Below are 24,190 nucleotides of genomic sequence, written 5' to 3' on the forward strand. Positions count from 1 at the left end.
AAAGACGTGGATGGTCGGGACAAGCCCGGCCATGACGGCTTAAGACGCTCAGATGCAGCGCCCGCCATCCACCGCCAGCACGGACCCCGTGATCATCTCCGCCTCGTCGGAACACAGAAACAGCGCCGCATTGGCGATGTCCTGCGGGGTCGAGAGCCGGCCCCATGGGATCGTCGCCTTGAACTGCGCCCGCTTTTGCGGCGTGTCCTCGCCCATGAAGGTCGCAAGCAGCGGCGTCTCGCCGGCGACGGGCGCGATCGCGTTGACGCGGATGCGCTCGGGCGCGAGCTCGACCGCCATCGACTTGGAGAGCAGGTTTGCCGCTCCCTTGGAGCCGTTGTACCAGGTCAGGCCCGGGCGCGGCCGGATGCCGGCGGTCGAGCCGATGTTGAGGATGACGCCGCCGCCATGCTCGCGGAAATGCGGCACGGTCGCCTTCGCCATCAGGAAGATCGACTTCACGTTGACGTCGAAGACGCGGTCGAACTCTTCTTCCGAGATGTCGAGCATCGGCTGGTTGCGGTGGCTGACGCCGGCATTGTTGACGACGATGTCGAGCTTGCCGAACTTCGCCAGCACCCGCGCCACCGCCTTGTCGACGCTCTTGCCCCTGCCGACGTCGCAGGCGACCGCGAAGGCCTTGCGGCCGATCGATCGCGCCGCTTCCTTGGCCTTGTCGCCGTTGATGTCGAGCACCGCGACGCGCGCGCCCTCGCGCACGAAGGTCTCGGCGATGCCGAGCCCGAACCCCTGCGCGCCCCCGGTGATCAGCGCCGTCTTGCCCTTGAGTCTCATCGAGTGTCCTCGGTCTTTTGTTGTGGCCGGGACTTTGCGGAGATTTGGCGGCGGCAACAAATGCGTTTTCGCGATCGGGTTGAGAGGGAAAAGGTATGGCGGGCTGCGTCGCTTCCGCGCTGGAAGACCCCCTCTCCCGGAGGGAGAGGGGTTTGTCGCACCCGACTCCCGAAACGGCTACGCCCCGATCTCCTCGCTGAGCATCTCCAGTTCCAACCAGCGCTCCTCGGCCTGCCCGATCTCGCGCGTCACCTCTTCCAGCCGCGCCGTGGCCTTGGCGAAGAGTTTTGGGTCGCGCGTGTAGAGATCGCCCGAGAGCGCGGCATTGAGCCTCGCGGCCTCGGCCTGCAACACCTCGATGCGCTTGGGCAGCGTCTCCAGCGCATGCTTCTCGTTGAAGGAGAGCTTGCGTTTGCCGACCGGAGCCGGCGTGGCGGAGAAGGTCGTCTCCACCGCCTGCCTGCCGGCCGCCGCGCGCACCTTCGCGCCGACGCCGCGTCCGCGCTGCGCCAGCATGTCGGAATAGCCGCCGGCGAATTCAGTCCAGACGCCGTCGCCGTCCGAGATTAGCGTGGCGGAGACGACGCGGTCGAGGAAGTCGCGGTCGTGGCTGACCAGCAGCACCGTGCCCTGATACTCCGCCAGCAGTTCCTGCAACAGGTCGAGCGTCTCCAGGTCGAGATCGTTGGTCGGCTCGTCGAGCACCAGCAGGTTCGAGGGCTTGGCCAGCGCGCGCGCCAGCATCAGCCGGCCGCGCTCGCCGCCCGACAGCGCGCCGACGGCGGTGCGCCGCTGCAAGGGCTGGAACAGGAAGTCCTTCATATAGGCGATGACGTGCCGCGGCGTGTCGCCGACCATGACCTGGTCGGAGCCGCCGCCGGTCAGCGCGTCGCCGAGCGGCGTCGCCGGGTCGAGGCTTTCGCGGCGCTGGTCGAGCGTCACCATCTCCAGCGCGACGCCGAGCCTGACCTTGCCGGAATCCGGCGCGAGCGCGCCGGTCAACAGGTTGATCAGCGTGGTCTTTCCGGCGCCGTTGGGGCCGACGATGCCGATCCGGTCTCCGCGCGCGACGCGCAGCGACAGGTTCTTGACGACGACGTTTCTACCGAACGCCTTGGCGACATCGACCGCCTCGATGACGAGCTTGCCCGAAGTCTGGGCCTCGCTCGCCTCCAGCCTGACCTGACCGACGGCGGCTTTCGCGCTGCGGCGCTGGGCCCGCAGCGCATGCAACTCGCCGAGCCGGCGCTGGTTGCGGGTGCGGCGCGCGCTGACGCCGTAGCGCAGCCAGTCCTCCTCGCGGGCGATCTTGCGGTCGAGCTTGTGGCGGTCGAGCTCCTCCTGCGCCAGCACCTCGTCGCGCCAGGCCTCGAACTCGCCGAAACCCTTGTCCATGCGCCTTGTCAGGCCGCGATCGAGCCAGATCGTGGCGCGCGACAGCGACGTCAGGAAGCGCCTGTCGTGGCTGATCAGCACCATTGCCGAGCGCAGCGATTTCAGCTCCTGCTCCAGCCATTCGATCACGGGCAGGTCGAGATGGTTGGTCGGCTCGTCGAGCAGCAAGATGTCGGGCTCGGGCGCCAGCACGCGCGCCAGCGCGGCGCGGCGCGATTCGCCGCCCGACATGGTGGCGGGGTCTTCCTGGCCGGTGAGGCCGAGTTCCGAGACGAGATATTGCGCGCGATAGGCGTCGTCGCCCGGCCCGAGACCGGCCTCGACATAGGCGAGCGAGGTCCTGTAGCCGGTGAAGTCCGGCTCCTGCGGCAGATACTGGATGGTCGAGCCCGGCTGCAGGAAGCGCTCGGCCCTGTCGGGCTCGACGAGGCCCGCCGCGATCTTGAGCAGCGTCGACTTGCCCGAGCCGTTGCGCCCGACCAGGCAGACGCGCTCGCCGGCGGAGACCGCGATCTCGGCCGCTTCCAGCAGCGGCTGTCCGCCGAAGGTGAGCGCGACGTCGCGCAGATGGAGCAAGGGGGCCATGATCGATCCTGATCGGGAAGCGATCCGGATAAAGCAAACGCGCGCGCGGCGTAACCCCGCGCCGCGGCGCGGCATCGGCTTGCGCGAGGCGCGGATCTTGCCTCAGATGCGACGGATCAGGTCAGGACGAGCCTTCATGCGCGCCGCGAAGCAGCCCCGCACCGCCCGCCCCGGCGACAATGGCGGCCCGCCGCTCGACGAACCCAGGCCGCATCTGTCCGAGACCGGCAAGGGCGAGATCGGCCATTATTTCGACTGGCGCTTCGCCTCGCGCCGGGCCTGGCGCAAGGGTGGGCCTGAGATCGCGCTGCGCCGGCTGGAACGCGCCGAGACGCTCGGCCTGACCTATGAGGAATACACCCTCGAAGTGCTGGAGCGCGGCCGGCATGTCGGGACGGCGGAGGCTCCGGCGATCAAGGCGAGGCGGCCGGAGCGCCGCGCCGCAGGCGGCATCGTCGGGCAGTCGCTCAAGGGGAAGAGGCTTCGTTGATCAGGCGACCCAGAGCCGCTCGGGGTCGTCGAGCCCGAAGCGCGCCGGCGCGGCCGCGATCGCCGCCAGCCCCTGCTCGGCCGCGTCGTGGGCGGTGACGACGTGGAGCGAAAACAGCGCCGCCAGATCCTCCATCGGCGGCTTGCCGCAGAACACGGCATGGATCGTCGCGACGTCGGCGAGCGGCAAGAGGCGAGGCACGATGCCGCCTGCGATATAGACCCCGCCCGTCGCCTTGAAGACGAGGGCGAGATCGCCCGCGACCCGCGCCAGCAGCCGCCAGAAGCAGACCACCGCCATCAAGGCGGCCGGGTCGCTGTCGAGCGCGAGCCTGGTGATGTCGGCGGCGCTGACATCGGCCTCCAGCATGCCCGACTGGCTCGCCACCGCGCGGTGGAAGCGCACCAGCCCGTCGCCGCTGAGCAGATGCTCGACCGTGAGGCGCGGCAGGCCGGCCGCGAGCGCGGGCCAGATCTTCTCCTCGGTCGGGTCTTCGGGACCCACCCCGATATGGCCGGATTCGCTCGGCACCAGCACGCCGCGCCCGCCGCGCTGGATGAGCGCGGACGTTCCGAAACCGGTGCCGGGACCCATGACGAGGCGCAAGGCGTGCGGCTCCGGCTTGCCGGGCACCAGCGTCTTCAGATCGCCCTCGCCGAGCACGGCGAGCGAGGCGGCCAGCGCCTCGAAGTCGTTGACCAGGAGTCCCTGCTCCAGCCCGAGCGCCTTCGCGATCCGCGGCCCGTCGAAATGCCAGCTCGCATTGGTCAGTTGCGCGCTGCGGCCCTGCATCGGGCCGGCGACCGCGAGCACCGCCGAGCGCGGCCGCCGCGACAGCGTCGAGAGCACGCTGTCGAGCGCCGATTCCGGCGTCGGATGCGAGCCGGTGCCGATCTTCGCCAGCGGCTCGTGGGGCGCTGAGGCCTCGGGCACCAGCGACAGGCGGCAATTGGTGCCGCCGATATCGGCGACGAGAACCGGATAGACGAAGGCGCCCATCAGGCCATGTCCAGCGGATCGGCCGCGCGCCGGTCGGTCCGGCGATAGTCCGAGAACCAGCCGAGCCCTTCCAGCGTGCCGGCCCGCGGTCGGTATTCGCAGCCGACGAACCCGTCATAGCCGAGCCCGTCGAGCTCGGCGAAGAGCGCGGGATAGTCCGGTCCCGAGGCGTCGGGTTCGTGGCGCCCGTTCGCGCGGGCGATCTGGACATGGCCGACCAGCGGATAGAGCGCCTTCAGCTTGCCGGAGACGTCGCCATGGATCAGTTCGCAATGGTACATGTCGAATTGCAGCTTGACGTTCGGCCGCCCGGCCTCGCGGACATAATCGGCGGCCTTGTCAAAATCGTCGAGGAAGTAGCCCGGCATGTCCTTGCCGTTGATCGGCTCCAGCAAAAGGTCGATGCCGTGCCCGGCGAGCGCGTCGGCGGCATAGGCGATCGAGTCCCGGTAGGTCTTCTGCGCGGCCGCGCTCTTGGCGTCGACCAGCCCGGCCATCATGTGCAGCCGCCTGACGCCGGTCTCCTGCGCATAGGCCAGCGCCGTCTCGACGCCCTTCCGAAACTCTTCCTCGCGGCCGGGGATGGCGGCGATGCCGCGCTCGCCCCTGGCGAAATCGCCCGGCGGCAGGTTGAACAGCGCCTGCTCCAGCTCCCCGCCGGCCAGCGCCAGCCCGACCTGCTGGGGCGTGTGCTCATAGGGAAAGAGGAATTCGACGGCGTCGAAGCCGGCATCCGCCGCCGCCTTGAAGCGGTCGAGGAAGTCCCATTCGGCGAACATCATCGAGAGATTGGCGGCAAAGCGCGGCATGTCGGCCTCAAGGCGGAATCGGGTGGGCGAGGCTGGCGCGAAGCGCCGGCGGCGTCATGGGGCAACGCGGCGGCCGGGGGTGCGTTCCGGAACGCCGTCATTGGAACCCTACTTCTTCTCCACCTTGACCGGCGGGTTCGGATCCTTCGAGAAGTTGCGAAAGACCATGTCGGGGGAGGACGTGTTGTGACGCGAATGGGTGGTGCGGCCCATCCAGATGTCGGTCGCCTTGCCGCCGGTGAACGGCATCAGCGGCTCCTCGCGCCAGCCCTTGGCGCCGGGTTCGCGGATGGCGATGCGGGCGACGTCGTTGTTGAACTCGGTGACGTACATCGAGCGCAGGGCCAGGAAGCCCTTGCCGCCGGTCACCGGCCGGTCGAGCACGGCGTCGAGCACCATGCGGTTCTCGTCGACGCTGTCGAGCTTCAGCGTGGCGGCCGAGCCGTCCTTGAAGTTCAGCTTGAACGAGGTCGTCTTCGGGTCGAACTCGATCTCGCGGATATTGACGACCGGGCGCGCGCCGTCCTGCTCGATCGGCCCGAACAGGAAGGACGAGCCGTAGGAGGAGAAGCCGAGATGCTGCGGCGGCATCGGCCGCGCGCGCCAGTAGCCGTCCTGCGGATAGACCACCAGCACCTCGTAGGACTTGTCCTTGCCGAGCTTCCAGAGCTGCACGAGATGCAGCCCCTTCTCGACCCGATCCCCGACCTTGAAGGTGGTGTCGGCCGGGCGCCAGAAGGTCGGAAAGGTGTAGCCGACGAGCCAGTACTCGATGCTCTCGTAGAAGGTGACCCGGCGCGGCGGCACGGGGGCCGCGAAGGCCGGGTCGCCGGTCATGTCGCAGGCGGTCCAGTCGGCGTCCCAGTTGTCCTTCACCAACCCCGCGATATAGGCGGGATGGGCCGCCTCGATCTGGAAGCGCCGCACCTCCGGCGAAATCGTCTTGATCGTGACGTTGTCCTTCTCGGCGCAGAGCACCGGCTCGGATTCGTTGCGGACCTCCACGGCCACGTCGCTGGCGGCGAAGGCGGGGAAGGCCAGCAGGTTCAGGCCGATGAGGAGCGGGCGAAGCATCGAATGCATGATCAGTCCTGATGAGAGGAAGCGGCGCGCTTGCGCAGTGCGAGATGGCTCATGCCATAGCAAACGCGTCGAACATTAGGTATGCCGCAGGCATGAGCAAACTGCTAGAAAAGGCCCTGGCCGCGACCGACAAGCCGCCGCCCGAGATGCAGGACGAACTCGCACGCATGATCCTCGCCTTCACTGGCGAGAAAAATGAAGTGCATGAGCTGTCGGACGAAGAACTCGCGGCGCTCGACGAAGCAGAACGCAGCGGGTTCGCGTCGGATGAGGAAGTCGCGGCGCTCTGGACGAAAGCAGCTTCGTGAAGCCGCGCTTCAGGAGCGCGGCGCAGACCGATATCGAACGGATTTTCGACTATCTCGACGAACAGTCGCCGCGGGCGCGCCAGAATGTCGAAGCGCGTCTCAAGATCGCGCTCGAACTCCTTCCGGGCTCTCCTTTCGCAGGAAGCACGACGACAAGGCCCGGTGTCAGGCGCATGGTCGTGACGCACGATCCCTATGCGATCTTCTATCGGCTGTCGGGCGATGCCACCGTCGTAGTCTCGGCCAGGCATACGGCGCGGCGCCCCTCCCGGCGATGACGCGATAAATCTCACCGCGCCAGCACCGCATATACATCACCCGAATTCGCCTCGTGCGGCAGCCCCCGCAGATACTCCCCCATAGCCTCGGCGCCGGCGTCCTCCGCCAGTTCGAAGCGCTGGCTCTCGCCCAACGCGACGTTGAAGCGGTAGGGCCCGAGCGTCTCGAGGATGGCGAGGCAGGCTTCCGCGACCTCGCGCTGGATCGTGGTGAACTCGAAGGAGATCACCGGGATCGGCCGCGTCAGCCCGGCCAGCACATGCGCCTCGAAACCCTCGACGTCGATCTTGACGAAGTCCGGCAGGCCAAACAGCGCGACCAGCGCATCGAGCGTCGTGCACGCGACGACGACCTCGCTGTCCCAGACCTGATCCTGCCAGCCATCCGAACCCCGCGCCGCCGCGACGAAGGCGTCCGACGCGGTCGAGACGGTCGGGTTTTCGCTGTTGATCCTGAGCGTCACAGCCCCTTCGCGATCGCCGCAGGCGGCCTGAAACAGCGAGACCAGCGGGTCGCGGCCGTGGATCAGGCGAATGGCCCGCGCCGGTCCAGGCTGCGGCTCCAGCGCCACGACGCGCGCGCCGAGCCGCCGGAAGGACGAGATGCGGTCGCCGACATGCGAGCCGATGTCGAAGGCGAGATCGCCGGGCTTCAGGAAGCGGCCGTAAAGCGCGTCCATCGCGGCGTTGCGCGCGGCGTCGCCGTGATAGACCCGCAAGCTGCGCGACAGCGCCCTGGCGGTGCCTTTTGGATAGGCGACCGGGTCGCTCATGCCCGCGTCCCGACGCCGATCGCCCGCAGCACCGCCGGCGGATCGAAATCCTCCGGGATTCCACAGAGGCCCTTGTCGGCGAACTGGCGCCCGACGCCCGGCAGCGCGGTCAGCATGGCGAAGGGGATCGCCAGCAGATAGCCCGCCGTCAGCGGCAGCGACCAGAGCAGCGCGGTCGGCGAGAGCCAGAGCAGCGTGCCGAAGATGTAGAGCCCGAACAGGAGATGCGGCCACAGCCCGGCGAAGGCCGTGGCGAAGGAGAGCGCATGCGCATCGCGCGACTGGCCGTTCCAGCCGATCTTCGCGCGCCCGAAGGCGAGGCCGATCATGAAGATCGTGGTGCGGAAGGACGAGACCGCGCCCTGCAGGAACGCGAACACCACCTCGATCAGCGAGGAGGCGACGAAGCGTCTTGTGCCGCCATGGCGTCGCGTTCCGCCCCGCGTAAGCAGGATATCGGCGAAGCCCGCGAGCTTGGGCGAGAGATACATCGAGAAGAACAGCACGTAGAGGAAGGCCGCCAGATCCGACGGGTAGTCCGCGATGCCGGCGTCCTCGATCACCTTGACCGGCAGCAGCGCGATCATCAACGTCCAGGCCGGCAGGCCGAGAAACATCAGGATCGCCCAGACGAGCTGGAAGCGGCTCATCGCCTTCAGACCCGGCAGGTCGAGCAGCTTGAGATATTGCAGGTTGCCGAGGCACCAGCGCAGGTCGCGCTTGGCGAATTCGAGCATGGTCGGCGGGTTTTCCTCCCAGCTTCCCGTCTCGGCCGGCAGGACGCGGACCTCGTAGCCGGCGCGGCGCATCAGCGTCGCCTCGACCTGGTCGTGGCTCATCACCGCGCCGCCGAGAGGCGCCCCCCCCGGCAGCACGGGGAGATGGCATTCGTCGCGGAAGGGCGCGATGCGGACGCAGGCATTGTGACCCCAGAACGGGCCGCATTCGCCGATCCACCAGGCCGAGCCCATGGTGTAGGGCCGCATGCCGTGGCGCATGCCGAACTGGAAGATGCGCGCGAAGGCCGAGCGGCTCGGCATGCCGACGACGAGGCTCTGCAGGATGCCGAGCTTCGGATGCGCCTGCATCATCCGGGTCAGCTTCACGATCGCCTCGCCCGACATCACGCTGTCGGCGTCGAGCGGCAGCATCACCTCGTAGCGGTCGCCCCAGCGCTCGCAGAACTCGCGGACATTGCCGGCCTTGAAGCCGGCATTGTCGCCGCGGCGGCGATAGGTCAGCCGTGCGGCCTCGCCCAGTTCGCGCGACCACTCCGCCGCCAGCACCTCCTCCGCGGCCGCCACGGTGGGATCGTTGGTGTCCGACAGCACGAAATAGTCGAACCAGGCGCCCTCGCCCGTCGCATCGACGCTGTCCTTGACGACGCGCAGCCGGGCGAAGGCCCGGCCTGGATCCTCGTTGCGCAGCGTCATCAGGATCGCGGTGCGGATCGCGATCGGCGTTTCGACATCGCCCTCGGCCGCGAAGGGCGCCACCTGCTCCATGCCGTCCTCGGCGCCATGCAGCAGCCAGAGCCCGATCGCCGCGTTCCAGAAGCCGAGCACCGTCCAGGGCGCGCCGAACAGGAATGCGACGAAGATCGCGATGTCGGCGACGGTCCAGCCGCCCGCTCCGAGCACGCGCGACAGGCCGAAGAGCAGCGCGCCGAGCGTGACGAGGTTCAGCGCCAGCACGAGCCAGCGCCTTGCGCTCAGCGTCGCGCTCGCCTGGACGCCGGCCGGCGTCAGGCCCCGTCGCTCGCCCTCTTGCGCGCCCGGCTGGAACGTGGTCGGAGCGGGACGCTGGTTCATGGCGGTTTCCGTCATGCGATCGGGCGGGATGGAGATCGGCGGGAGATGGCCGAGGAACGTCAATGAGCAAGCAGCTAAAGCCGGCAGGCGCCGGTGGCGCAAGGCCGCGGGCGACCGCGCTCTGGTATGTGGGCGAGCGTGAATGCGCCCTGAACGCCGTGACGCTGCAAGAGCCCGGCCCGGACGACTGCCTCATACGCACCCTCTGGAGCGGGGTCAGCCGTGGCACCGAGCGCCTCGTTTTCGAGGGGCGCGTGCCCAAGAGCGAGCGCGAGCGCATGCGCGCGCCGTTCCAGCAGGGCGATTTCCCGTTTCCGGTGAAATACGGTTATTGCGCCGTCGGCCGCGTCGAGGCCGGGCCGGTCGACATGCTGGGCAGGACGGTGTTCTGCCTGCATCCGCATCAGGATGTCTTCGTCGCGCCGTGCGACCGCCTGACGCTCGTGCCGGACGCCCTGCCGGCGCGCCGGGCGGTTCTGGCCGCCAATATGGAAACGGCGCTGAACGCGCACTGGGACGCGGGCTCCGGCCCGGCCGACCGGATCGTGGTCGTCGGCGGCGGCGTGCTCGGCCTGCTCGTCGCCTGGATCGCGGCGCGGCTGCCGGGCGCGGAGGTGACGCTGCTCGATGTCGATCCGGGCCGGGCGGCCGCGGCGAGCCATCTCGGCCTGCGCTTCGCGCTGCCGCCTGACGCGCCCGGCGATGCCGATCTCGTCTTCCACGCCAGCGCCAGCGCGCCGGGGCTCGCGACCGCGATCGCCTGCGCCGGCTTCGAGGCCCGCATCGTCGAGCTGAGCTGGTATGGCGAGGGCGTGGTCCCGGCCCCGCTCGGCGGCGCGTTCCATGCGAAGCGCTTGCAGCTCGTCTCCTCGCAAGTCGGGCAGATCGCCCCCTCGCGCCGGCCGCGCTGGGACTATGCCCGTCGCGTCCAGACGGCGCTTGCGCTGCTGGCGGGGGACGACAGGCTCGATGATCTGATCACGCAGGAGATCGCTTTCGCCGATGCCGCAACTGCGCTGCCCCAGCTCTTCTCACCGCATTGGCGCGGCCTGACCGCCGTGCTGCGCTATTGACCTGATGCGGCGGACTTGGCCAAGACAGCGCTCGACCCGGCCGCCGCCGGCGCGCAGGAGCCGTCAGCCCATGTTTTCCGTCGAAGTCCGCGACCGCATCATGATCGGCCATTCGCTGCCCGATCCGTTCTTCGGCCCCGCGCAGAACATGCATGGCGCGACCTTCGTCGTCGATGTCGCCTTCTTCCGGGAGGAACTGACTCGCCAGAACGTCGTGGTCGATATCGGAGCCGCGCTCGATGTGCTGGCAGAGGCGCTGAAGCCGCTGAAGTACCAGAACCTCGACACGATGCCGCGGTTCGCGGGCGTGCTCACGACCACGGAATTCCTCTGCAAATATGTCTTCGATGCGATGGCTCATGCGGCGAAGTCCGGCGCGCTCGGCGCGGACGGGGCGGGTCTGGCGAAAATCCGCGTGACGCTGCACGAGACCGATCTGGCGCGGGCATCCTATGAGGGCGCGCTCGCGTGAGCGGGATCGTCTTCGCGATTCCAGGCGACCTCGCGCTGCCGACCGGCGGCTACGGCTATGACCGCCGGCTGCTGGCGGAGTGGCAGGCGGCCGGCGTGCCGGCGCGCCATCTGCCCCTGCCCGGCTCCTTTCCCGATCCGACCCCCGACGATCTCGCCGAGGCCGGGCGCGCGATCCTGTCGCAACCCTTCGACAGCGCGCTGCTGATCGACGGGCTCGCCTATGGCGCGTTTCCCGAAAGCATCGCGGCGGGGCTCGCCGGCCGCGTCGTCGCGCTGGTCCACCACCCGCTCGGGCTCGAGACGGGCCTCTCGCCCGAGCGCGCCGCCTCGCTGCTGGCCGGCGAGGCGGCGGCGCTGCGCCATGCCGCCGCCGTCATCGTCACCAGCCCGCTGACCAAGCGCCTGCTCGTCGCCGATTTCGGCGTCGACGAGGCGCGCGTCACGGTCGCGGTCCCCGGCGTCGACGAGGCCGCTCGGGCCAAAGGCGGCGGCGGACGTTCGCTCTCGCTGCTCGCCGTCGGCTCGCTGACGCCGCGCAAGGGCTATGACGTGCTGGTCGCCGCGCTTGCGCGGATTCGGGACAGGGACTGGCGGCTGACGATCGTCGGAGCCGACGATCGCGCGCCTGCGACAGCCATGGCGCTGCGGACGCGGATCGCCGAGGCCGGCCTCGGCGACAGGATCGCGCTCGCGGGCGCTGTCTCCGACGCCGCGCTGGCCAAGGCCTATGACCGCGCCGATCTCTTCGTCATGCCCTCGCTGTTCGAGGGCTATGGCATGGTGCTGACCGAGGCGCTGGCGCGCGGGCTGCCGATCCTGTGCACCACCGGCGGGGCCGCCGCCGAAACCGTGCCCGACGCCGCCGCCGTCAAGGTTCCGCCCGGCGACGCCGACGCCCTTGCCAAAGGCCTGGCGAGGCTGATTGATGACGCGGCGCTGCGGACATGCCTCGGCGAGGGCGCATGGGCCGCGGCGGCAACCCTGCCGTGCTGGCGCGACACGGCGGCGATCGTCGCCGAAACCTGCCGGAAGGTGATGTGATGGGCGGTTTCTCCCCCGATTGGCTGGCCTTGCGCGAGCCTTTCGATCATGCGGCGCGCAATCCGCAGCTCTTGGCGGCGGTCGGCGCGCATTTTTCGGCCAGGCCCTCGATCACCGTGATCGATCTCGGCTGCGGTGCCGGCTCGAACCTGCGCGGAGCGTTTTCCGCCTTGCCGCAGCGCCAGCACTGGACGCTGGTCGACTACGACGAGCGCCTGCTCGCCGTGGCGCGCGAGCGCCTGACGGTCTGGGCGGACGAGGCGCGCGAGCAGGGCGAGGAGCTGGTGCTGTCGAAGGCCGGCAAATCGCTCACCGTCGATTTCCGCCAGGCCGATCTCGACAAGGATCTCGAATGGGTGCTGGGCTGGCAGCCCGATCTTGTCACGGCGGCGGCGCTGTTCGACCTCGCCTCGAAACGCTGGATCGAGCGTTTCGTCGCGGCGCTCGCGGGCCAGCGCCTGCCGCTCTACACCGTGCTGACCTATGACGGCCGCGAGAAATGGAAGCCGCCGCACCCCGCCGACGCGCGCATGCTCGCCGCCTTCAGGCATCACCAGCACACCGACAAGGGGTTCGGCCCGGCCGCCGGCCCCGAGGCGACCGACATCATGGCGGAGGCCTTCCGCAAGACCGGCTTCGCGGTCTCGACCGGCGAGAGCCCCTGGCTGATCGAGGACGGCGCGGGCGCTTTCGCCAACGCGCTGGCGCAGGGCATCGTCGAGGCGGTGCGGGAGACCGGCCATCTCGACGCCGGCACGATCGCCGATTGGCTGGCCGCCCGGCGGCGATCGGCCTCCGCCCTGGTCGGCCATCACGACCTCTGGGCGCGCCCGGTCTGAGCACGGCGTCCCATGCCAGATCTCTCTCGATGGGACCGGCGCAATCGCCATGACGGCACGAAGAGACCGAAGGGCCGTCCCGTCACTCGCGCTTCGGCAGCATCCGCCGCAGCACCCCGTCCTTGAGGATCAGGTGGTGGTGCAGAGCGGCCCCGATATGCACCAGCGCCAGCGCCCCGATCAGCAATCCGAGCCAGCCATGCAGCGCCAGCACCCGCTTGGCCGCGTCCTCGTTCGGCGCGGCCAGCGCCGGCAGGTCGAACAGGCCGAAGATGCCGAGAGAAGGGTAGAGCGAGACGCCGATCCAGCCGAGCAGCGGCACGATCAGCAGCAGGCCGTAGAGCAGCCAGTGGACGAGGTGCGAGGCCGCCTTCCGCCACGGGGCCAGGCCCGGCTCGTCGGGCGGCGCGCCGTGCAGCAGCCGGTAGGCCAGCCGCCCCGCCATCACCCAGAGCAGCAGGAAGCCGAGCAGCTTGTGGCTGCTGAAGAGCGCGTTCGTCATCCCGTCCCAGACGTCCATCGTGTTGCCGCGATAGACCATGGCGATGCCGAGCGGGACCATCACCAGGACGCCGGCGGCGACCGCCCAATGGAAACGGCGCGAGACCGGGCTGTAGACCCGCTCCGTCGCGACCGCGGTCGTCATCCGGTCATGGTCCTGCATTGCGGTCTTCCCCTTGCGGCGCACGCCTGCCGGTTTCGCAAGGTCCGGCTCTGGTCGCGACCATTCATCTCGCGTTCAACGTGTCATTCCTATACGGGCCGAGGCAACAGATTGGATGGCTGCCGCCTCGGAGCCAATGCGAAGAACCGGATCGCGGTTCCATCCGCGACTGGAACAGTTCCTCCGGCGACACGTTTGGTCCTGGCGGCAGCCACGCCTACATCCGGCGCGACAATCCGACCGTATGAGCTACATTCCTCCGCCGGCTCCCGGCGCAATCTGACGGACACTGCAATGCCTAAGTCGCGTACGCTGTTCGGACGCCCGGACCAGACCAGACTTGTGACGGTCGATCGCGCGCTGGCGGAATTTCGCGCCGGCCGCCCCGTGCTGCTCCGCGACGGCGACAGGCTCGCACTGGCGATGTCGGCCGAACTGGCCGACGCGGAATTGGCCCTCCGCCTCGGCGAGATCGCGGCCGGCCGCGCCCATCTCATCCTGAGCGCCGCGAGGCTGCGCCGCATCGGTGCGAAAGGCCGCGGCGAGACCGGAATTTTCGCTATGCCCGTCATGGACTTGGCCCGTATCGAGATGCTGGCGCTGAAGACGGACGGCAGGATGGACGCGCCGATCGCGCCTGCCTCCGAGATCGACAACGCCGCGCTCGAACTGGCGAGGCTCTCGCTCGTCCTGCCGGCCGTCGTGCTGACGCCCGTCACGGCCGAGACCGTGGCCGCAGAGCCGCTGATCGAGGTCGGGGTCGAGGCGATCAACGCCTATCGCGCCGCCCAGGTCGCCTCGCTCGCCGTCGTCGGCCGCGCGCCCGTTCCGCTGGAGGGCGCGCCGGAGACCGAATTCGTCGTCTTCCGCGGCGGCGAGGGCCTGCGCGATCAGGTCGCCATCATCGTCGGCAGCCCCGATCTGGCCGACGCGGTGCCGGTGCGCCTGCATTCGGCCTGCCTGACCGGCGACCTGTTCGGCTCGCTGAAATGTGATTGCGGCGACCAGTTGCGCGAGACCGTGCAGTGGATGGCCCAGAACGAGGGCGGCATCCTGCTCTATCTCGACCAGGAGGGACGCGGCAACGGCATCTCCAACAAGATGCGCGCCTACAGGCTGCAGAGCCAGGGCTGGGACACCTACGACGCCGACGAGGTGCTCGGCTTCGATCTCGACCAGCGCCATTTCGATTTCGCCGCCGCGATGCTGAAGCAGCTCGGCGTCAGCCGCGTCACGGCGCTGACCAACAACCCGATCAAGGTCGGCGCGATCAAGGCCGCCGGGCTCGAGGTCGCGGCCACGCAGGCCGTCCTCGGCCGGCCGAACGTCCACAATGTCCGCTACCTCGCCTCCAAGCGGGACCGGGCCGGCCATGCCATCGACATGGACGCGCTGATGGCGCGCGCCGCGCCGAAGGATTGACGTCGGCCGATTGATGGTGGCCGATTGATACCTGGCCCGGCTTCGGGCACAGCCGGCGGATGTCAGCGCCCGTGACCCGCGAGGATCGACCGCTTCCGAAGCGCTGGCCCCTGGCCGGCGTTTTCGCGATCGTGTTCGCCGCCTGGTTCCTGCTCTCCTGGCCCTGGCTCTCGGGCGTCGTCACCATCCCCTGGGACGCCAAGGCGCATTTCCACCCGCAGCTCCAATTCCTCGCCAGCACCTGGCGCAAGGGCCTTTCGCCGTTCTGGGCGCCGTTCGTCTTCGCCGGCCAGCCCCAGATCGCCGATCCGCAATCGCTGATCTTCTCGCCGTCCTTCGCGCTGATCGCGGCGCTGAACCCGGCGCCGGATTTCCGCTGGAGCGACGGCGCGGTGCTGGGCACGCTGCTCGCAGGCGCCTTCGCCATCGTCGTGCTGTTCCGCGACCGCGACTGGCACCCGGCCGGCGCGGTCGTCGCCGCGCTCTGCTTCGCCTTCGGCGCGGCGGCGGCCTGGCGCATCCAGCATGTCGGACAGGTGCTGAGCCTCGGCTACTTCGCGATCACGCTGGTGCTGGTGGCTCGCGCGCTGGAGCGCGGCTCGCTGCTCTACGGCTTCGTGGCGGGCGTTTTCGCCGGTTTCATGGTGCTGGGGCGCGATCAGGTCGCCCTTCTCGGCGTCTATGTGCTGGCCGGGCTCGTCATCGCCGCGATCGCAATGGCGCAGCGGCCCTGGCGCGCGCTGAAGGGCAGCCTGCCGCCGCTGATCGCCGGCGGCATGGGCGCGGTCCTCGTCGCGACCGTGCCGATCCTGCTGACGGCCTTCTTCGCCGGGGAATCGAACCGGCCCGCGATCGACCTCATCGAGGCCGGCAAGGGCTCGTTGCATCCCGCCGCCCTGCTGACCGGCCTCTTCGCCAATCTCTATGGCGCGGCCGGGCCGCTCGACGATTTCTGGGGCGCGCCGAGCCCGGCCTGGGAGGCGCGCTTTGGCCCGCTCCAGCTCTATCTCGCACGCAATATGAGCCAGCTCTATCTCGGCCTCATGCCGATGCTGCTGATCATCGGCTTGGGCATCGTGCGCGGCGCGCTGCTGCGGCGCGAGATCGTCGCGCTGAGCATGGCCGCGCTGGTCGTGCTCGTCTTCGCGCTCGGGCGCTACACGCCGGGCTTCCGGCTGTTGTTCGAACTGCCAGGCATCTCGTTCTATCGCCGCCCGGCCGACGCGCTCTTCATCCTCGGCGCGCTGCTGGCGCTGCTCGCCGGCTATCTGACCCATCTCGTGATGACCGACACCGCCCCGCCGATGCGGCGCGGGCACTGGCTCGTCTCAGGCCTGCTGCTGGCCGGCGCGCTCGGCCTCGCGCTCTGGCTCGCCATGACGGTCGGCCGTCTGCCTGTCGCGGCGCTGCCGCTGCTGACCGCGCTGCTCTGCGGCGTCCTCGCCGCCGGCTCCCTCGTCGCCGCGCGCGGCCTGAGCCTGCAGGGCTCGCCTCGCGCCGCGGCGATCGTGCTCGCCGCGATGCTGACGGTCGATCTTTCGGTCAATAACGGCCCGAGCGAATCCACCGCCCTGCCCGCGCAGGTGTACGACGTGCTGCGCGCCGACAGCGAGAACGAAACCATCGCGCTGCTGAAGCGCGAGACGGCGCGCACGGCCGGCCCCGACCGGCGCGACCGCATCGAGCTTGCCGGCATCGATTTCCACTGGCCAAACGCCAGCCTCATTCACGAACTCGACAACACGCTGGGCTACAACCCGCTCAGGCTCGGCCTCTACAGCAAGGCGACCGGGGCGCAGGACCATGTCGCCCTGCCCGACCAGCGCAAGTTCTCACCGCTGATGCCGGGCTATCGCTCGCTGCTCGCCGACATGCTGGGGCTGCGTTTCATCGCGACCGGCGTTCCCGCCGAGCAGATCGACAAGGCGCTGAAACCGGGTGATCTCGTCCAGATCGCCCGGACCAAGGACGCCTATGTCTACGAGAACCCGCGCGCCCTGCCGCGCGTGCTGCTGCTGACGAGCGCCAGCAAGGCCGATTTCGATGCCATCCTCGCGAGCGGTCAGTGGCCGCAGGGCTTCGACCCGCGCCAGACCGTGCTGCTCGACCGCGAGCCGCCGCCTTTGCCGACCGGCCCGGCGCAGCCTGGCTCCGTGCGCATCGCGGACTACGGCACGACCGAGGTGACGCTCTCGGTCGACGCCCCGCGCGGCGGGTTCGTCGTGCTCAACGATGTCTGGCATCATTGGTGGCAGGTCGAGATCGACGGCAGGCCGGCCGAACTGCTCCGGGCCAACGTGCTGTTCCGGGCCGTGGTCGTGCCGCCGGGACGCTCGACCGTGCGCTTCGTGTTCAAGCCCCTGGAGGGGCTTTACGCCGATATCGGCAAGTGGCTGAAGGAGCCGCGCGCCGCCGCGCCTGACTGACGAGACCCGGTCCTACACTCGAATCGAACTCCAGAAATGCAAGGATGATCGAGGTGTCGCCGCCGCAGGCGGGGCTGTGGTCGCCGCCCTCGGCGATCGCCGTCACCGCCGCCTCCTTCGTCACGCGGCGCTGGCCGGCCGATTCAGGCGGCGACGCTGATGGTCGGCGGCATGGCGCTGTCGGCGCTCGGCGTCGCCATGCTCGGCAGCCTGAGCGCCGCGCTCCATCGCGGCGGCATGGCCGATGTCGCATTGCCCGGCGTGCCGCCGCGACGCGAGCCGCCCTCGCCGCGCCCGGCGGCGCGCTCGCCGTCACGGCAAGCTCGCGCCCGACCAGCCACGGCCTTGCTGGCGCAGGCGCGCGAGGCCTTCATAACCGGCTTGCGGGCCGTGGCCGCGCTTTCGATCTTGAGGATGGTGTTCTGCATCGCCATGACGCTGGGCGTGCTGCGCGACGTCAGGGCGAAGGGCGGGCACTGACCGGCGGCGCTCAATCCAGCCGCTGGTTGTCGACGAACCAGATCTTGCCGCGATAGCGGATCTCGGACGCGCCCTCGCCGGCATCCTCGTCCACGACGACGACCCGGGTCCTGGCCGCGATGCGCAGCGGGCAGTTCCTGTTCGCCCGCGCGCCTCGGGCCGAGAGGGACGCCTGGCCGTATTCGCGCCATGCCGCCCAACTCGTGCAGGCATAGGCATCGCGGCTGACCGTCGTCGCGCGCTCGGCGGATGTCGCCGGGGTTGCCGCGAGCAGCGCGAGCGTGGCCAAGGCAGCTTTCGGCAGGTGTGACATCGCAGCGCCTCCTTGCGGCCGGCTATCTGCCGGACCGTCCAGACGCGCCGATGATCGCCGCTTCGCCGCCGTTTGCCAATCAGGCCAACGCCGCCATCGCCGCGACCGGCTGCACCGGCAGCCCGGCCAGCAGTTTCGCGACGCCCTCCGGATCGACCGCGCCGTCGCGGATCGTCTCGTCGCGGTGGATGCCGCCGGCGATGAACAGGCTGTCGAAGCCCATCAGCCGCGCCCCGGCGAGATCGGTGCGGACCGCATCGCCGATCACCAGGACCTTCGCCGGATCGACCGGGTGGCCGCCACGCGTTGCGCGCGCCGCATCCAGCGCGAGGTCATAGGCCGGTCGATAGGGCTTGCCGGCCCAGGCGACCGCGCCGCCGAGTTCCTCGTAGATCGTCGCCAGCGCGCCGGCGCAGGGCAGCAGGCGCTCGCCGACATGGACGACGAGATCGGGATTGCCGCAGATGAAGGGCACGCCCCGGCCCGCGAAACGCTCCAGAAGCGGCCGGTACTGCTCCGGCGTCTCGGTCTTGTAGTCGTTGAGTTCGGTCGCGACGACGAGGTCGGCCTCGCCCTCGCCGACGAGCTCGATATCGACCCCGGTGAAGATGGCGCGATCCTCCTGCCAGCCGATATGAAAGACCTTGCGGTGATGGCTCTCGGCGATCAGCGCCTTGGTGACGTCGCCGGAGGTGACCAGCCGGTCCCAGCAGTCGCGCGGCACGCGCTTCCGGTCGATCACCTCCGCGACCTGCCCGGAGGGGCCGGGCGCGTTGGAGAGCAGCACGACGGCCCCGCCCTTTTCGCGGAACCGAGTCAGCGCGGCGCAGGCCGGCTCCAGCGCCCACAAGCCGTCATGGACGACGCCCCAGACATCGCTGATCAGCACATCGTAGCGGGCGAGCAGCGTGCCCGCCTCGGTCAGGATCGGAACGCTCATCAGTTCGCTTTCTGCGATTCCAGGGCGATGCGCGCCTCGACCTCGGCACGGCGCGGCACCGGCGCGACCGCGCCATAGCCTTCGGTCGAGAGCGCGGCGGCGACATTGGCGTAGGCTCCCGCCGCGAAGGCGTCGCCGGTGCGGATGTATTCGGCCAGGAACGCCCCGTCATAGCAGTCGCCGGCCCCGGTCGCGTCGATGCAGTCGACCGCGATCGGAACCAGGCGCTCGCGCCGTTCCGGCGTCGCCACCAGCGAGCCCTCATGGCCGAGCGTCAGCGCCACGACCTTCGCCCCCATGCGCAGATAGACGTCGGCGATGGCGTCGGCGTCGTCGAGCCCGGTCAGGAGTTTCGCGTCGTCGAGGCCCGGCAGCACGATGTCGGACATGGCGCAGGCGGCGTGGACGATCGCCCGCGCTCGCGTCAGCGGCCAGAGCTTGAGGCGAAGATTGGTGTCGTAGGCCGTCAGCGCGCCGGTCTCGCGGGCGAGCCCGAAAGCCTCGAAGACGGCGTCGGCGGCGCCGGCCGAGATCGCCTGGCTGATGCCCGAAGCCTGGATGATCCTCGCCGAGGCGATCGCTTCGCGCGGGAGGTCGCGCGGGCCGTAGAGGCTCGCCGCCGAGCCGGCCCGCAGATAGGAGAAGACGTGGCCGTCGGGGCCGTGATCGACGAAATAGAGCCCGGTCGGCGCGGATCGGTGCGTCGAGACATGGGCGTCGTCGACGCCCTCGCGCGCCCAGAGTTCGCGGATCGAGCGGCCGGCCCTGTCGTCGCCGAGCGCGCCGGCATAGGCCACGCGCACGCCTTGCCGCGCCGCCGCGACGGCGCAGTTCGAGGTGTCGCCGCCATGGCCGAACTGGAAGGCGCCGGCCTCGGCCCGGGTCGCGTTGAACTCGCCCAGCGGCTCGCCGATGCAGAGCAAATCGATTGAAGTCTCGGTCACGGGCGGGCCTTGATCATGGAACCTTGCGACATCGCGGCGGCGGGAGGCCTTCCTAGACCATGCGGCGCCGCCGAGGAAAGCGGCTTTCCGCCGACCCGGCGTCTACTCGGCCGCTTCCTGCACCGGCGGCAGCGTCATCAGGCGCTCGGCGATCCTGGCGATCTCGCCGCGCAGCGCCGCGTTGTCGGCGCTGCCCCGGCCGGAGCCGCCGGCCTTGCGCCGCTGCGCCAGTTCGCGCTTGAGCTTCGTGCGTTCGGCCTGCGACTGCGCGAGTTCGTCCCGCAGGGTCGCGACCTCGGCCAGCACGTCCTCGATCCGCGGCGCATCCGTCGAAAGGCCCGCGGCCTGCATTTCCAGCGCCTCGATGCGCGCATGAGACAGCTCGAGCGCGGTATTGGCCGAGCCGAGCGCGGCCCTGGCCTCGGCGAGCGCCTGTTCGCGCGCGCTCACGCGGGCGGACAGCTCGTCGCGCTTGCCTTCGAGGACGAGGATCTGGGTGCGGCTCTCGACCTGGCCGACGCGCAGCGCGTCACGTTCGGATCGCAGTTTGGACAGCTCGGCCTCGCGCTCGGCGAGCAGCGCCTCGATGCGCCCGAGCGTCGCCCGCTCCTCGCCGAGTTCGGCGCTGCGGGCGGCGAGGTCGGCGCCGGTGCCGGTCAGCGAGGTTCGCGTCTCCGCGAGCGACGCCTCGAGGCTCGCGATATCGGCGACGCGCCTGTCGAGCAGGCCTTGCGTCGCGGCATGGCCGGCGGCCTCCGTGGCCAATGTCGCGCGCGTGCCGGCGAGGTCGTCGCGGGTCGCGGCGAGGTCGGCTTTCAGCCCGGCGATGTCGGCGTCCCGCGCCGCAAGCTCGCCTTCGAGCCGGGCGATCTTCATGTCGCGCCGACCGAGCTCCTGCATCGCGCCGGCCCTGGCGGCGAAACCGCGCTCGGCCTTCTGTTCGACCTCGCGGGCGCGCAAGGCGAGCTCGGCGCGCAGATGATCGCGATCGGCGGCGATCTCGGCCAGCGAGAGCGGGAACGCCGCCTCGGCGCGCTTGCGCGCCAGCCTGTCGGCGCGCCGCGCGAGCGACGGCAACGCCGCCAGCGTCAGCAGGCTGGCGCACAGGAAGCCCAGCGTCACGAGCATGACGGCTTCGATCAAGTCGGGCGGCTCCACATTTGACGGATTGCGAAGCAAAACCTTGCCATGACGACGCCGTCATGGCCAGCGTCGCGGCAACGCCGGCCCGTCAGAAGGGGTTCCAGGTCGCCTGCGGCGTGAACTTCAGATAGCCGAGATTGACGCCGAGCCGCCAGCCGACGCCGGTACGGATCGGCACCATCATCACGCCTTCGGCCGCCAGCGCGGTGAAGCCGAAGCCGCCGATGAAATAGGCCGAGCCGTCGACGCCGACGAAGCGCTGGTAGAGCGCGTCGACCGATGGCAGGTTGTAGACCAGAACCATGGTGCGCGCGCCCTCGCCGCCGAAGTCGAAGCCGACCGAAGGGCCCTGCCAGAACACCTTGCGGTCGCCGGCGTTGCGGGTGAACAGGGTGCCCTCGCCATAGCGCAGGCCGCCGACGAAGGCGCCCGAGGCCTCCTGGCCGAGGATGTAGCCGTTCGGCTCGCCCCAGCGCCGCACCGCCTCCTCGACCGTCAGCGCAAGCCCGCGCGAGACGTTGCCGAAGAACTGGTGGCCGGAGGAGACGAGCTCGTTCTGCGAGAAGGAGCGCGGGTTCTCGTTCGCGGAGGCATAGCGCGACTGCTGCGCCAGGGCGGGGAGGGTGACGGCGCTCGCGGCGAGCATCAGGCCACCGAGCAGAAGGTTGCGGCGGGTCTGTTTCATCGAAAAATCTCCGGGCGGAACGCCAGATCGGGTGAACAGGGCCGGGCCGGAAAGAACAATGGTTTCCGGGACGGGCGGAGCCTGCTTGAGCCGGGCGTCGCCCGGCTCGGCCCCGACTTCACGCATGACGCCAAACTGGAACGCCAAACGCCTGAACGCATCATTTCGGTAACCAATCTGATACCCGGCAAGTGTATCCAACCCGTGAAGATTTCGGCCCGGAAGGCCGCGGATCGCAGAATGCGAGGATTTGCCGCGATGAAGGCTGCAGCATGGCGGAGGCGGGTTGGGATTGCGGTCGCGGCCTTCATGGCGGCCGGGTTGCCCGGCGTCGCGGCCAAGACCAGGACCGCGCCCGAGCCGCTGCTGGCGACTGCCGGCATTCCGACCGGCCTGCCCGACTTGCCCGCGCTGAGCGAGACGATGCAGCGCGACCTGCGCTCGGGCCTGGCGCTGAACGGGTTCGATCCCGTCGCCTATCGCAGCGAGGGCCGCGCCACGCCGGGGCTGGCGCGCTACGAGCTGACGCATCGCGGCGTCGCCTGGCGCTTCGTCTCCGCCGCCAATCGCGAGGCCTTCCGCGACGCGCCGGCCCTCTACGAACCGGCCTTCGCCGGGTTCGACGGGCTCGGCGTCTCGGAGGGCCGCGCCATCGAGACCGACCCGATGCAGTTCGCGGTCATCGGCGAGCGGCTCGTCCTGTTCCGCACGCCGGAGAATCGCCAGGCCTTCATGGCGCGCGCGGCCGCGATGGCGCAGGCCGATGCGCGCTGGCGCGACGTCTACGAGACGATCGCGCGCTGATCCTGGGCCGGCAGCGCCGCAAGCGCGCGTTGCGCCAGAGCGAGGCTGCCGGCGGCGATGAAGGACGGATTGCGGAACTGCCTTTCGCTGCGGCCATAGCGCGGCACGGCTCCATCCAGCGTGAGCACGACGCCGCCCGCCGCCCGCAGGATCGCGTCGCCCGCCGCGATGTCCCACTCCATGGTCTGGCCGCAGCGGATGTGCAGATCGGCCTCGCCCGAGGCGATCAGCCCGAACTTCACCGCCGACGAGACCGGGATGCGGGCGCTGGCCCCGGCCGCCCCGGTCAGCCTCTCGCTCAGCGCATCGCCATGGAAGCGGCTGATCAGCGCGACCGGACCTTCCGCCGGCTCGGGCCGCACGCCGATCCGGGCGGGCTCCCCGAGCGCGGCGCCGAGGGGGTCGAGCCGCTGCGCGAAGGCGTGCTCGCCGCCGTACCAGAGCCGCCCGAGCCGGGGAGCCGCGATCGCGCCCGCGACCGGGCGGCCGTCGCTGACGATCGCGATCGCGACGCAGTAGCTCTCGCCGGCGGCGAGGAACTCGCGCGTGCCGTCGAGCGGGTCGAGCAGGACGAAGACCGGGCCGGGCGCGACGACCTCGGCGCTCTCCTCGCTGATCACGGGGAAGTCCGGCAGGAGCCGCGCCAGCGCCGCCTTGGCCGCCTTGTCCGCGGCGAGATCGGCCGAGCAGACCGGCGAGCCGTCGGGCTTCAGCCTCACATCGCGCCCCGTCCGCATCGAGAGCAGGACGGACGCGCTGGTCCGCGCGGCCTCGGCCAGCCGGCGGGCCAGCCCGTCGCGGTCGGCCAGCGGATCTCCGGGCGCGATCATGGCGTCGTCGCCCGCCAGGATTGGCGCGCGCCGCGAAACAGGGTTAACCACATGCAAACCAAGATGGCACCATATCGTCATCAGACGATCTCTCGCCAGCCGAGAGCGCCCGCACCGCCGATCCAGGACATGAAGCCATGACCGCCATCTCGCTCGAGCCGCTCGACCTGGCCGCGCTCCTCTGCAGCCGCGTCTGTCATGACGTGATCAGCCCGGTTGGCGCCATTGTCAACGCGCTGGAGGTGCTCGAGGAGGACGATCCCTCGATGCGCGACTTCGCGCTCGACCTGATCAAGAAGAGCGCGCGCAACGCCTCGGCCAGGCTCCAGTTCGCCCGCCTCGCCTTCGGGGCGGCGGGATCGGCCGGCGCGATGATCGATCTCGGCGATGCCGGCAACGTCGCCAACGGCTTTCTCAACGACGAGAAGCTCTCGCTCGACTGGGAGGCGCCCCGCGCGCTGCTGCCGAAGAACCAGGTCAAGCTGCTCCTGAACCTGCTGGTGCTCGCGACGCAGGCGATCCCGCGCGGCGGCAAGCTCGTCTCGCGCGCCACCGTCGAGGGCGAGCAGGGCAGCTTCACGATCACCGCGACGGGCTCGCATGCGCGCATTCCCGCCCATGTCGAGGAGCTGCTGGCCGGCCGTTCCGAGACCGGCGCGATCGACGCCCACGCCGTCCAGCCGCTCTATGCCGGCATGGTCGCGCGCGCCGCGGGGATGGCGATCTCTTTCGCGATCGAGGCCGAGACCGTGACGATCCGCGCGGAAAAGGCGTGAAGGAGCCCGC

The 24,190-nt window shown here is 70.0% G+C and carries 26 protein-coding genes; 12 read left to right on the plus strand and 14 right to left on the minus strand.

Annotated features, from left to right (window positions below):
* Positions 1-48 precede the first annotated feature (48 nt).
* Positions 49-795 (minus strand): SDR family oxidoreductase, encoded by a 747-nt coding sequence (locus AC1RRW_RS00595; protein ID WP_492898151.1) that lies wholly within the window; start codon positions 793-795, stop codon positions 49-51.
* A gap of 177 nt (positions 796-972) precedes the next feature.
* Entirely contained in the window at positions 973-2,775 is a 1,803-nt protein-coding gene (locus tag AC1RRW_RS00600) for an ABC-F family ATP-binding cassette domain-containing protein (protein ID WP_492898153.1), read from the minus strand.
* A gap of 136 nt (positions 2,776-2,911) precedes the next feature.
* Here AC1RRW_RS00600 and AC1RRW_RS00605 point away from each other — a divergent pair, with 136 nt between their 5' ends.
* Positions 2,912-3,265 (plus strand): hypothetical protein, encoded by a 354-nt coding sequence (locus AC1RRW_RS00605; RefSeq protein ID WP_492898155.1) that lies wholly within the window; start codon positions 2,912-2,914, stop codon positions 3,263-3,265.
* Here AC1RRW_RS00605 and AC1RRW_RS00610 read toward each other — a convergent pair whose 3' ends face one another.
* The 3 genes from AC1RRW_RS00610 to AC1RRW_RS00620 form a co-directional block, all read right to left on the minus strand.
* Complete coding sequence (locus AC1RRW_RS00610; protein ID WP_492898157.1) at positions 3,266-4,264, minus strand: glucokinase; 999 nt, start codon at positions 4,262-4,264, stop codon at positions 3,266-3,268.
* Positions 4,264-5,073, minus strand: a complete 810-nt coding sequence (otnI, locus tag AC1RRW_RS00615) for a 2-oxo-tetronate isomerase (protein WP_492898159.1) — start codon at positions 5,071-5,073, stop codon at positions 4,264-4,266. The genes AC1RRW_RS00610 and otnI overlap by 1 nt, the downstream gene beginning before the upstream one ends.
* A gap of 108 nt (positions 5,074-5,181) precedes the next feature.
* Positions 5,182-6,156 carry a hypothetical protein gene (locus AC1RRW_RS00620; RefSeq protein WP_492898161.1) on the minus strand — a complete coding sequence of 325 codons (975 nt, stop codon included), beginning with the start codon at positions 6,154-6,156 and terminating at the stop codon, positions 5,182-5,184.
* Between the two features lie 92 nt (positions 6,157-6,248).
* Between AC1RRW_RS00620 and AC1RRW_RS00625 the strand changes: the two genes are divergently transcribed.
* Both AC1RRW_RS00625 and AC1RRW_RS00630 read left to right on the plus strand, forming a co-directional pair.
* Positions 6,249-6,464, plus strand: coding sequence for a hypothetical protein (locus tag AC1RRW_RS00625; protein WP_492898163.1), 216 nt, complete (start codon positions 6,249-6,251; stop codon positions 6,462-6,464).
* Positions 6,461-6,742 carry a type II toxin-antitoxin system RelE/ParE family toxin gene (locus AC1RRW_RS00630; protein WP_492898165.1) on the plus strand — a complete coding sequence of 94 codons (282 nt, stop codon included), beginning with the start codon at positions 6,461-6,463 and terminating at the stop codon, positions 6,740-6,742. The genes AC1RRW_RS00625 and AC1RRW_RS00630 overlap by 4 nt, the downstream gene beginning before the upstream one ends.
* Before the next feature lie 11 nt (positions 6,743-6,753).
* Here the strand turns inward: AC1RRW_RS00630 and AC1RRW_RS00635 are convergent, their stop codons facing one another.
* Together AC1RRW_RS00635 and mdoH are read right to left on the minus strand one after the other, a co-directional pair.
* Positions 6,754-7,515 (minus strand): FkbM family methyltransferase, encoded by a 762-nt coding sequence (locus tag AC1RRW_RS00635; protein WP_492898167.1) that lies wholly within the window; start codon positions 7,513-7,515, stop codon positions 6,754-6,756.
* Positions 7,512-9,326 (minus strand): glucans biosynthesis glucosyltransferase MdoH, encoded by a 1,815-nt coding sequence (gene mdoH / locus AC1RRW_RS00640; RefSeq protein ID WP_492898169.1) that lies wholly within the window; start codon positions 9,324-9,326, stop codon positions 7,512-7,514. Before mdoH ends, AC1RRW_RS00635 begins: the two co-directional genes overlap by 4 nt.
* Before the next feature lie 62 nt (positions 9,327-9,388).
* Between mdoH and AC1RRW_RS00645 the strand changes: the two genes are divergently transcribed.
* From AC1RRW_RS00645 to AC1RRW_RS00660, 4 genes are all read left to right on the plus strand, one after another.
* A complete protein-coding gene (locus tag AC1RRW_RS00645) occupies positions 9,389-10,399 on the plus strand; it encodes a zinc-dependent alcohol dehydrogenase (RefSeq protein ID WP_492898171.1) in 1,011 nt (336 codons plus the stop codon).
* Between the two features lie 70 nt (positions 10,400-10,469).
* On the plus strand, positions 10,470-10,871 hold the full coding sequence (locus AC1RRW_RS00650) for a 6-pyruvoyl trahydropterin synthase family protein (protein ID WP_492898173.1): 402 nt from the start codon (positions 10,470-10,472) through the stop codon (positions 10,869-10,871).
* The gene (locus AC1RRW_RS00655; protein ID WP_492898175.1) at positions 10,868-11,914 is read left to right on the plus strand and encodes a glycosyltransferase family 4 protein; all 1,047 of its coding nucleotides are present in this window, start codon (positions 10,868-10,870) and stop codon (positions 11,912-11,914) included. Before AC1RRW_RS00650 ends, AC1RRW_RS00655 begins: the two co-directional genes overlap by 4 nt.
* A complete protein-coding gene (locus AC1RRW_RS00660) occupies positions 11,914-12,753 on the plus strand; it encodes a class I SAM-dependent methyltransferase (RefSeq protein ID WP_492898177.1) in 840 nt (279 codons plus the stop codon). The genes AC1RRW_RS00655 and AC1RRW_RS00660 overlap by 1 nt, the downstream gene beginning before the upstream one ends.
* Positions 12,754-12,835: 82 nt before the next feature.
* Here AC1RRW_RS00660 and AC1RRW_RS00665 read toward each other — a convergent pair whose 3' ends face one another.
* Positions 12,836-13,399 carry a cytochrome b gene (locus AC1RRW_RS00665; protein WP_492898179.1) on the minus strand — a complete coding sequence of 188 codons (564 nt, stop codon included), beginning with the start codon at positions 13,397-13,399 and terminating at the stop codon, positions 12,836-12,838.
* A gap of 312 nt (positions 13,400-13,711) precedes the next feature.
* Between AC1RRW_RS00665 and ribA the strand changes: the two genes are divergently transcribed.
* The 3 genes from ribA (at position 13,712) to AC1RRW_RS00680 (ending at position 17,745) form a co-directional block, all read left to right on the plus strand.
* On the plus strand, positions 13,712-14,839 hold the full coding sequence (ribA, locus tag AC1RRW_RS00670; protein ID WP_492898181.1) for a GTP cyclohydrolase II RibA: 1,128 nt from the start codon (positions 13,712-13,714) through the stop codon (positions 14,837-14,839).
* A 71-nt stretch (positions 14,840-14,910) separates the two neighbouring features.
* Entirely contained in the window at positions 14,911-17,265 is a 2,355-nt protein-coding gene (locus AC1RRW_RS00675) for a glycosyltransferase family protein (protein WP_492898183.1), read from the plus strand.
* A gap of 159 nt (positions 17,266-17,424) precedes the next feature.
* Positions 17,425-17,745, plus strand: a complete 321-nt coding sequence (locus AC1RRW_RS00680; protein WP_492898185.1) for a hypothetical protein — start codon at positions 17,425-17,427, stop codon at positions 17,743-17,745.
* A 10-nt stretch (positions 17,746-17,755) separates the two neighbouring features.
* Here the strand turns inward: AC1RRW_RS00680 and AC1RRW_RS00685 are convergent, their stop codons facing one another.
* From AC1RRW_RS00685 to AC1RRW_RS00705, 5 genes are all read right to left on the minus strand, one after another.
* The gene (locus tag AC1RRW_RS00685) at positions 17,756-18,034 is read right to left on the minus strand and encodes a hypothetical protein (protein WP_492898187.1); all 279 of its coding nucleotides are present in this window, start codon (positions 18,032-18,034) and stop codon (positions 17,756-17,758) included.
* Positions 18,035-18,137: 103 nt separating this feature from the next.
* Positions 18,138-18,998 (minus strand): TIGR01459 family HAD-type hydrolase, encoded by an 861-nt coding sequence (locus AC1RRW_RS00690; RefSeq protein WP_492898189.1) that lies wholly within the window; start codon positions 18,996-18,998, stop codon positions 18,138-18,140.
* A complete protein-coding gene (locus AC1RRW_RS00695; protein ID WP_492898191.1) occupies positions 18,998-19,942 on the minus strand; it encodes a sugar kinase in 945 nt (314 codons plus the stop codon). The genes AC1RRW_RS00690 and AC1RRW_RS00695 overlap by 1 nt, the downstream gene beginning before the upstream one ends.
* A 102-nt stretch (positions 19,943-20,044) precedes the next feature.
* Positions 20,045-21,085 (minus strand): hypothetical protein, encoded by a 1,041-nt coding sequence (locus AC1RRW_RS00700; protein WP_492898193.1) that lies wholly within the window; start codon positions 21,083-21,085, stop codon positions 20,045-20,047.
* A gap of 88 nt (positions 21,086-21,173) precedes the next feature.
* Complete coding sequence (locus AC1RRW_RS00705) at positions 21,174-21,770, minus strand: DUF1134 domain-containing protein (protein WP_492898195.1); 597 nt, start codon at positions 21,768-21,770, stop codon at positions 21,174-21,176.
* A gap of 258 nt (positions 21,771-22,028) precedes the next feature.
* Between AC1RRW_RS00705 and AC1RRW_RS00710 the strand changes: the two genes are divergently transcribed.
* Entirely contained in the window at positions 22,029-22,574 is a 546-nt protein-coding gene (locus tag AC1RRW_RS00710) for a YHS domain-containing (seleno)protein (protein WP_492898197.1), read from the plus strand.
* Here the strand turns inward: AC1RRW_RS00710 and AC1RRW_RS00715 are convergent.
* Positions 22,553-23,404, minus strand: coding sequence for a 3'(2'),5'-bisphosphate nucleotidase CysQ family protein (locus AC1RRW_RS00715; RefSeq protein ID WP_492898199.1), 852 nt, complete (start codon positions 23,402-23,404; stop codon positions 22,553-22,555). The genes AC1RRW_RS00710 and AC1RRW_RS00715 overlap by 22 nt on opposite strands.
* A 137-nt stretch (positions 23,405-23,541) precedes the next feature.
* Between AC1RRW_RS00715 and chpT the strand changes: the two genes are divergently transcribed.
* A complete protein-coding gene (chpT, locus tag AC1RRW_RS00720; RefSeq protein ID WP_492898201.1) occupies positions 23,542-24,180 on the plus strand; it encodes a histidine phosphotransferase ChpT in 639 nt (212 codons plus the stop codon).
* The last annotated feature ends 10 nt before the right edge of the window (positions 24,181-24,190 follow it).

The organism is Allobosea sp. GW821-FHT12C12 (assembly GCF_058807355.1).

Excerpts from the sequence above, each read along its gene's own strand:
- AC1RRW_RS00715 (WP_492898199.1), bottom strand. The coding sequence starts at position 23,404 with ATGATCGCGCCCGGAGATCCGCTGGCCGACCGCGACGGGCTGGCCCGC.
- AC1RRW_RS00620 (WP_492898161.1), bottom strand. The coding sequence starts at position 6,156 with ATGCATTCGATGCTTCGCCCGCTCCTCATCGGCCTGAACCTGCTGGCC.
- AC1RRW_RS00710 (WP_492898197.1), top strand. The coding sequence starts at position 22,029 with ATGAAGGCTGCAGCATGGCGGAGGCGGGTTGGGATTGCGGTCGCGGCC.
- chpT (WP_492898201.1), top strand. The coding sequence starts at position 23,542 with ATGACCGCCATCTCGCTCGAGCCGCTCGACCTGGCCGCGCTCCTCTGC.
- AC1RRW_RS00660 (WP_492898177.1), top strand. The coding sequence starts at position 11,914 with ATGGGCGGTTTCTCCCCCGATTGGCTGGCCTTGCGCGAGCCTTTCGAT.
- AC1RRW_RS00705 (WP_492898195.1), bottom strand. The coding sequence starts at position 21,770 with ATGAAACAGACCCGCCGCAACCTTCTGCTCGGTGGCCTGATGCTCGCC.
- AC1RRW_RS00610 (WP_492898157.1), bottom strand. The coding sequence starts at position 4,264 with ATGGGCGCCTTCGTCTATCCGGTTCTCGTCGCCGATATCGGCGGCACC.
- AC1RRW_RS00645 (WP_492898171.1), top strand. The coding sequence starts at position 9,389 with ATGAGCAAGCAGCTAAAGCCGGCAGGCGCCGGTGGCGCAAGGCCGCGG.
- AC1RRW_RS00605 (WP_492898155.1), top strand. The coding sequence starts at position 2,912 with ATGCGCGCCGCGAAGCAGCCCCGCACCGCCCGCCCCGGCGACAATGGC.
- AC1RRW_RS00595 (WP_492898151.1), bottom strand. The coding sequence starts at position 795 with ATGAGACTCAAGGGCAAGACGGCGCTGATCACCGGGGGCGCGCAGGGG.
- ribA (WP_492898181.1), top strand. The coding sequence starts at position 13,712 with ATGCCTAAGTCGCGTACGCTGTTCGGACGCCCGGACCAGACCAGACTT.
- AC1RRW_RS00625 (WP_492898163.1), top strand. The coding sequence starts at position 6,249 with ATGAGCAAACTGCTAGAAAAGGCCCTGGCCGCGACCGACAAGCCGCCG.
- AC1RRW_RS00690 (WP_492898189.1), bottom strand. The coding sequence starts at position 18,998 with ATGAGCGTTCCGATCCTGACCGAGGCGGGCACGCTGCTCGCCCGCTAC.
- AC1RRW_RS00650 (WP_492898173.1), top strand. The coding sequence starts at position 10,470 with ATGTTTTCCGTCGAAGTCCGCGACCGCATCATGATCGGCCATTCGCTG.
- mdoH (WP_492898169.1), bottom strand. The coding sequence starts at position 9,326 with ATGAACCAGCGTCCCGCTCCGACCACGTTCCAGCCGGGCGCGCAAGAG.
- otnI (WP_492898159.1), bottom strand. The coding sequence starts at position 5,073 with ATGCCGCGCTTTGCCGCCAATCTCTCGATGATGTTCGCCGAATGGGAC.
- AC1RRW_RS00635 (WP_492898167.1), bottom strand. The coding sequence starts at position 7,515 with ATGAGCGACCCGGTCGCCTATCCAAAAGGCACCGCCAGGGCGCTGTCG.
- AC1RRW_RS00600 (WP_492898153.1), bottom strand. The coding sequence starts at position 2,775 with ATGGCCCCCTTGCTCCATCTGCGCGACGTCGCGCTCACCTTCGGCGGA.
- AC1RRW_RS00680 (WP_492898185.1), top strand. The coding sequence starts at position 17,425 with ATGGTCGGCGGCATGGCGCTGTCGGCGCTCGGCGTCGCCATGCTCGGC.
- AC1RRW_RS00665 (WP_492898179.1), bottom strand. The coding sequence starts at position 13,399 with ATGACGACCGCGGTCGCGACGGAGCGGGTCTACAGCCCGGTCTCGCGC.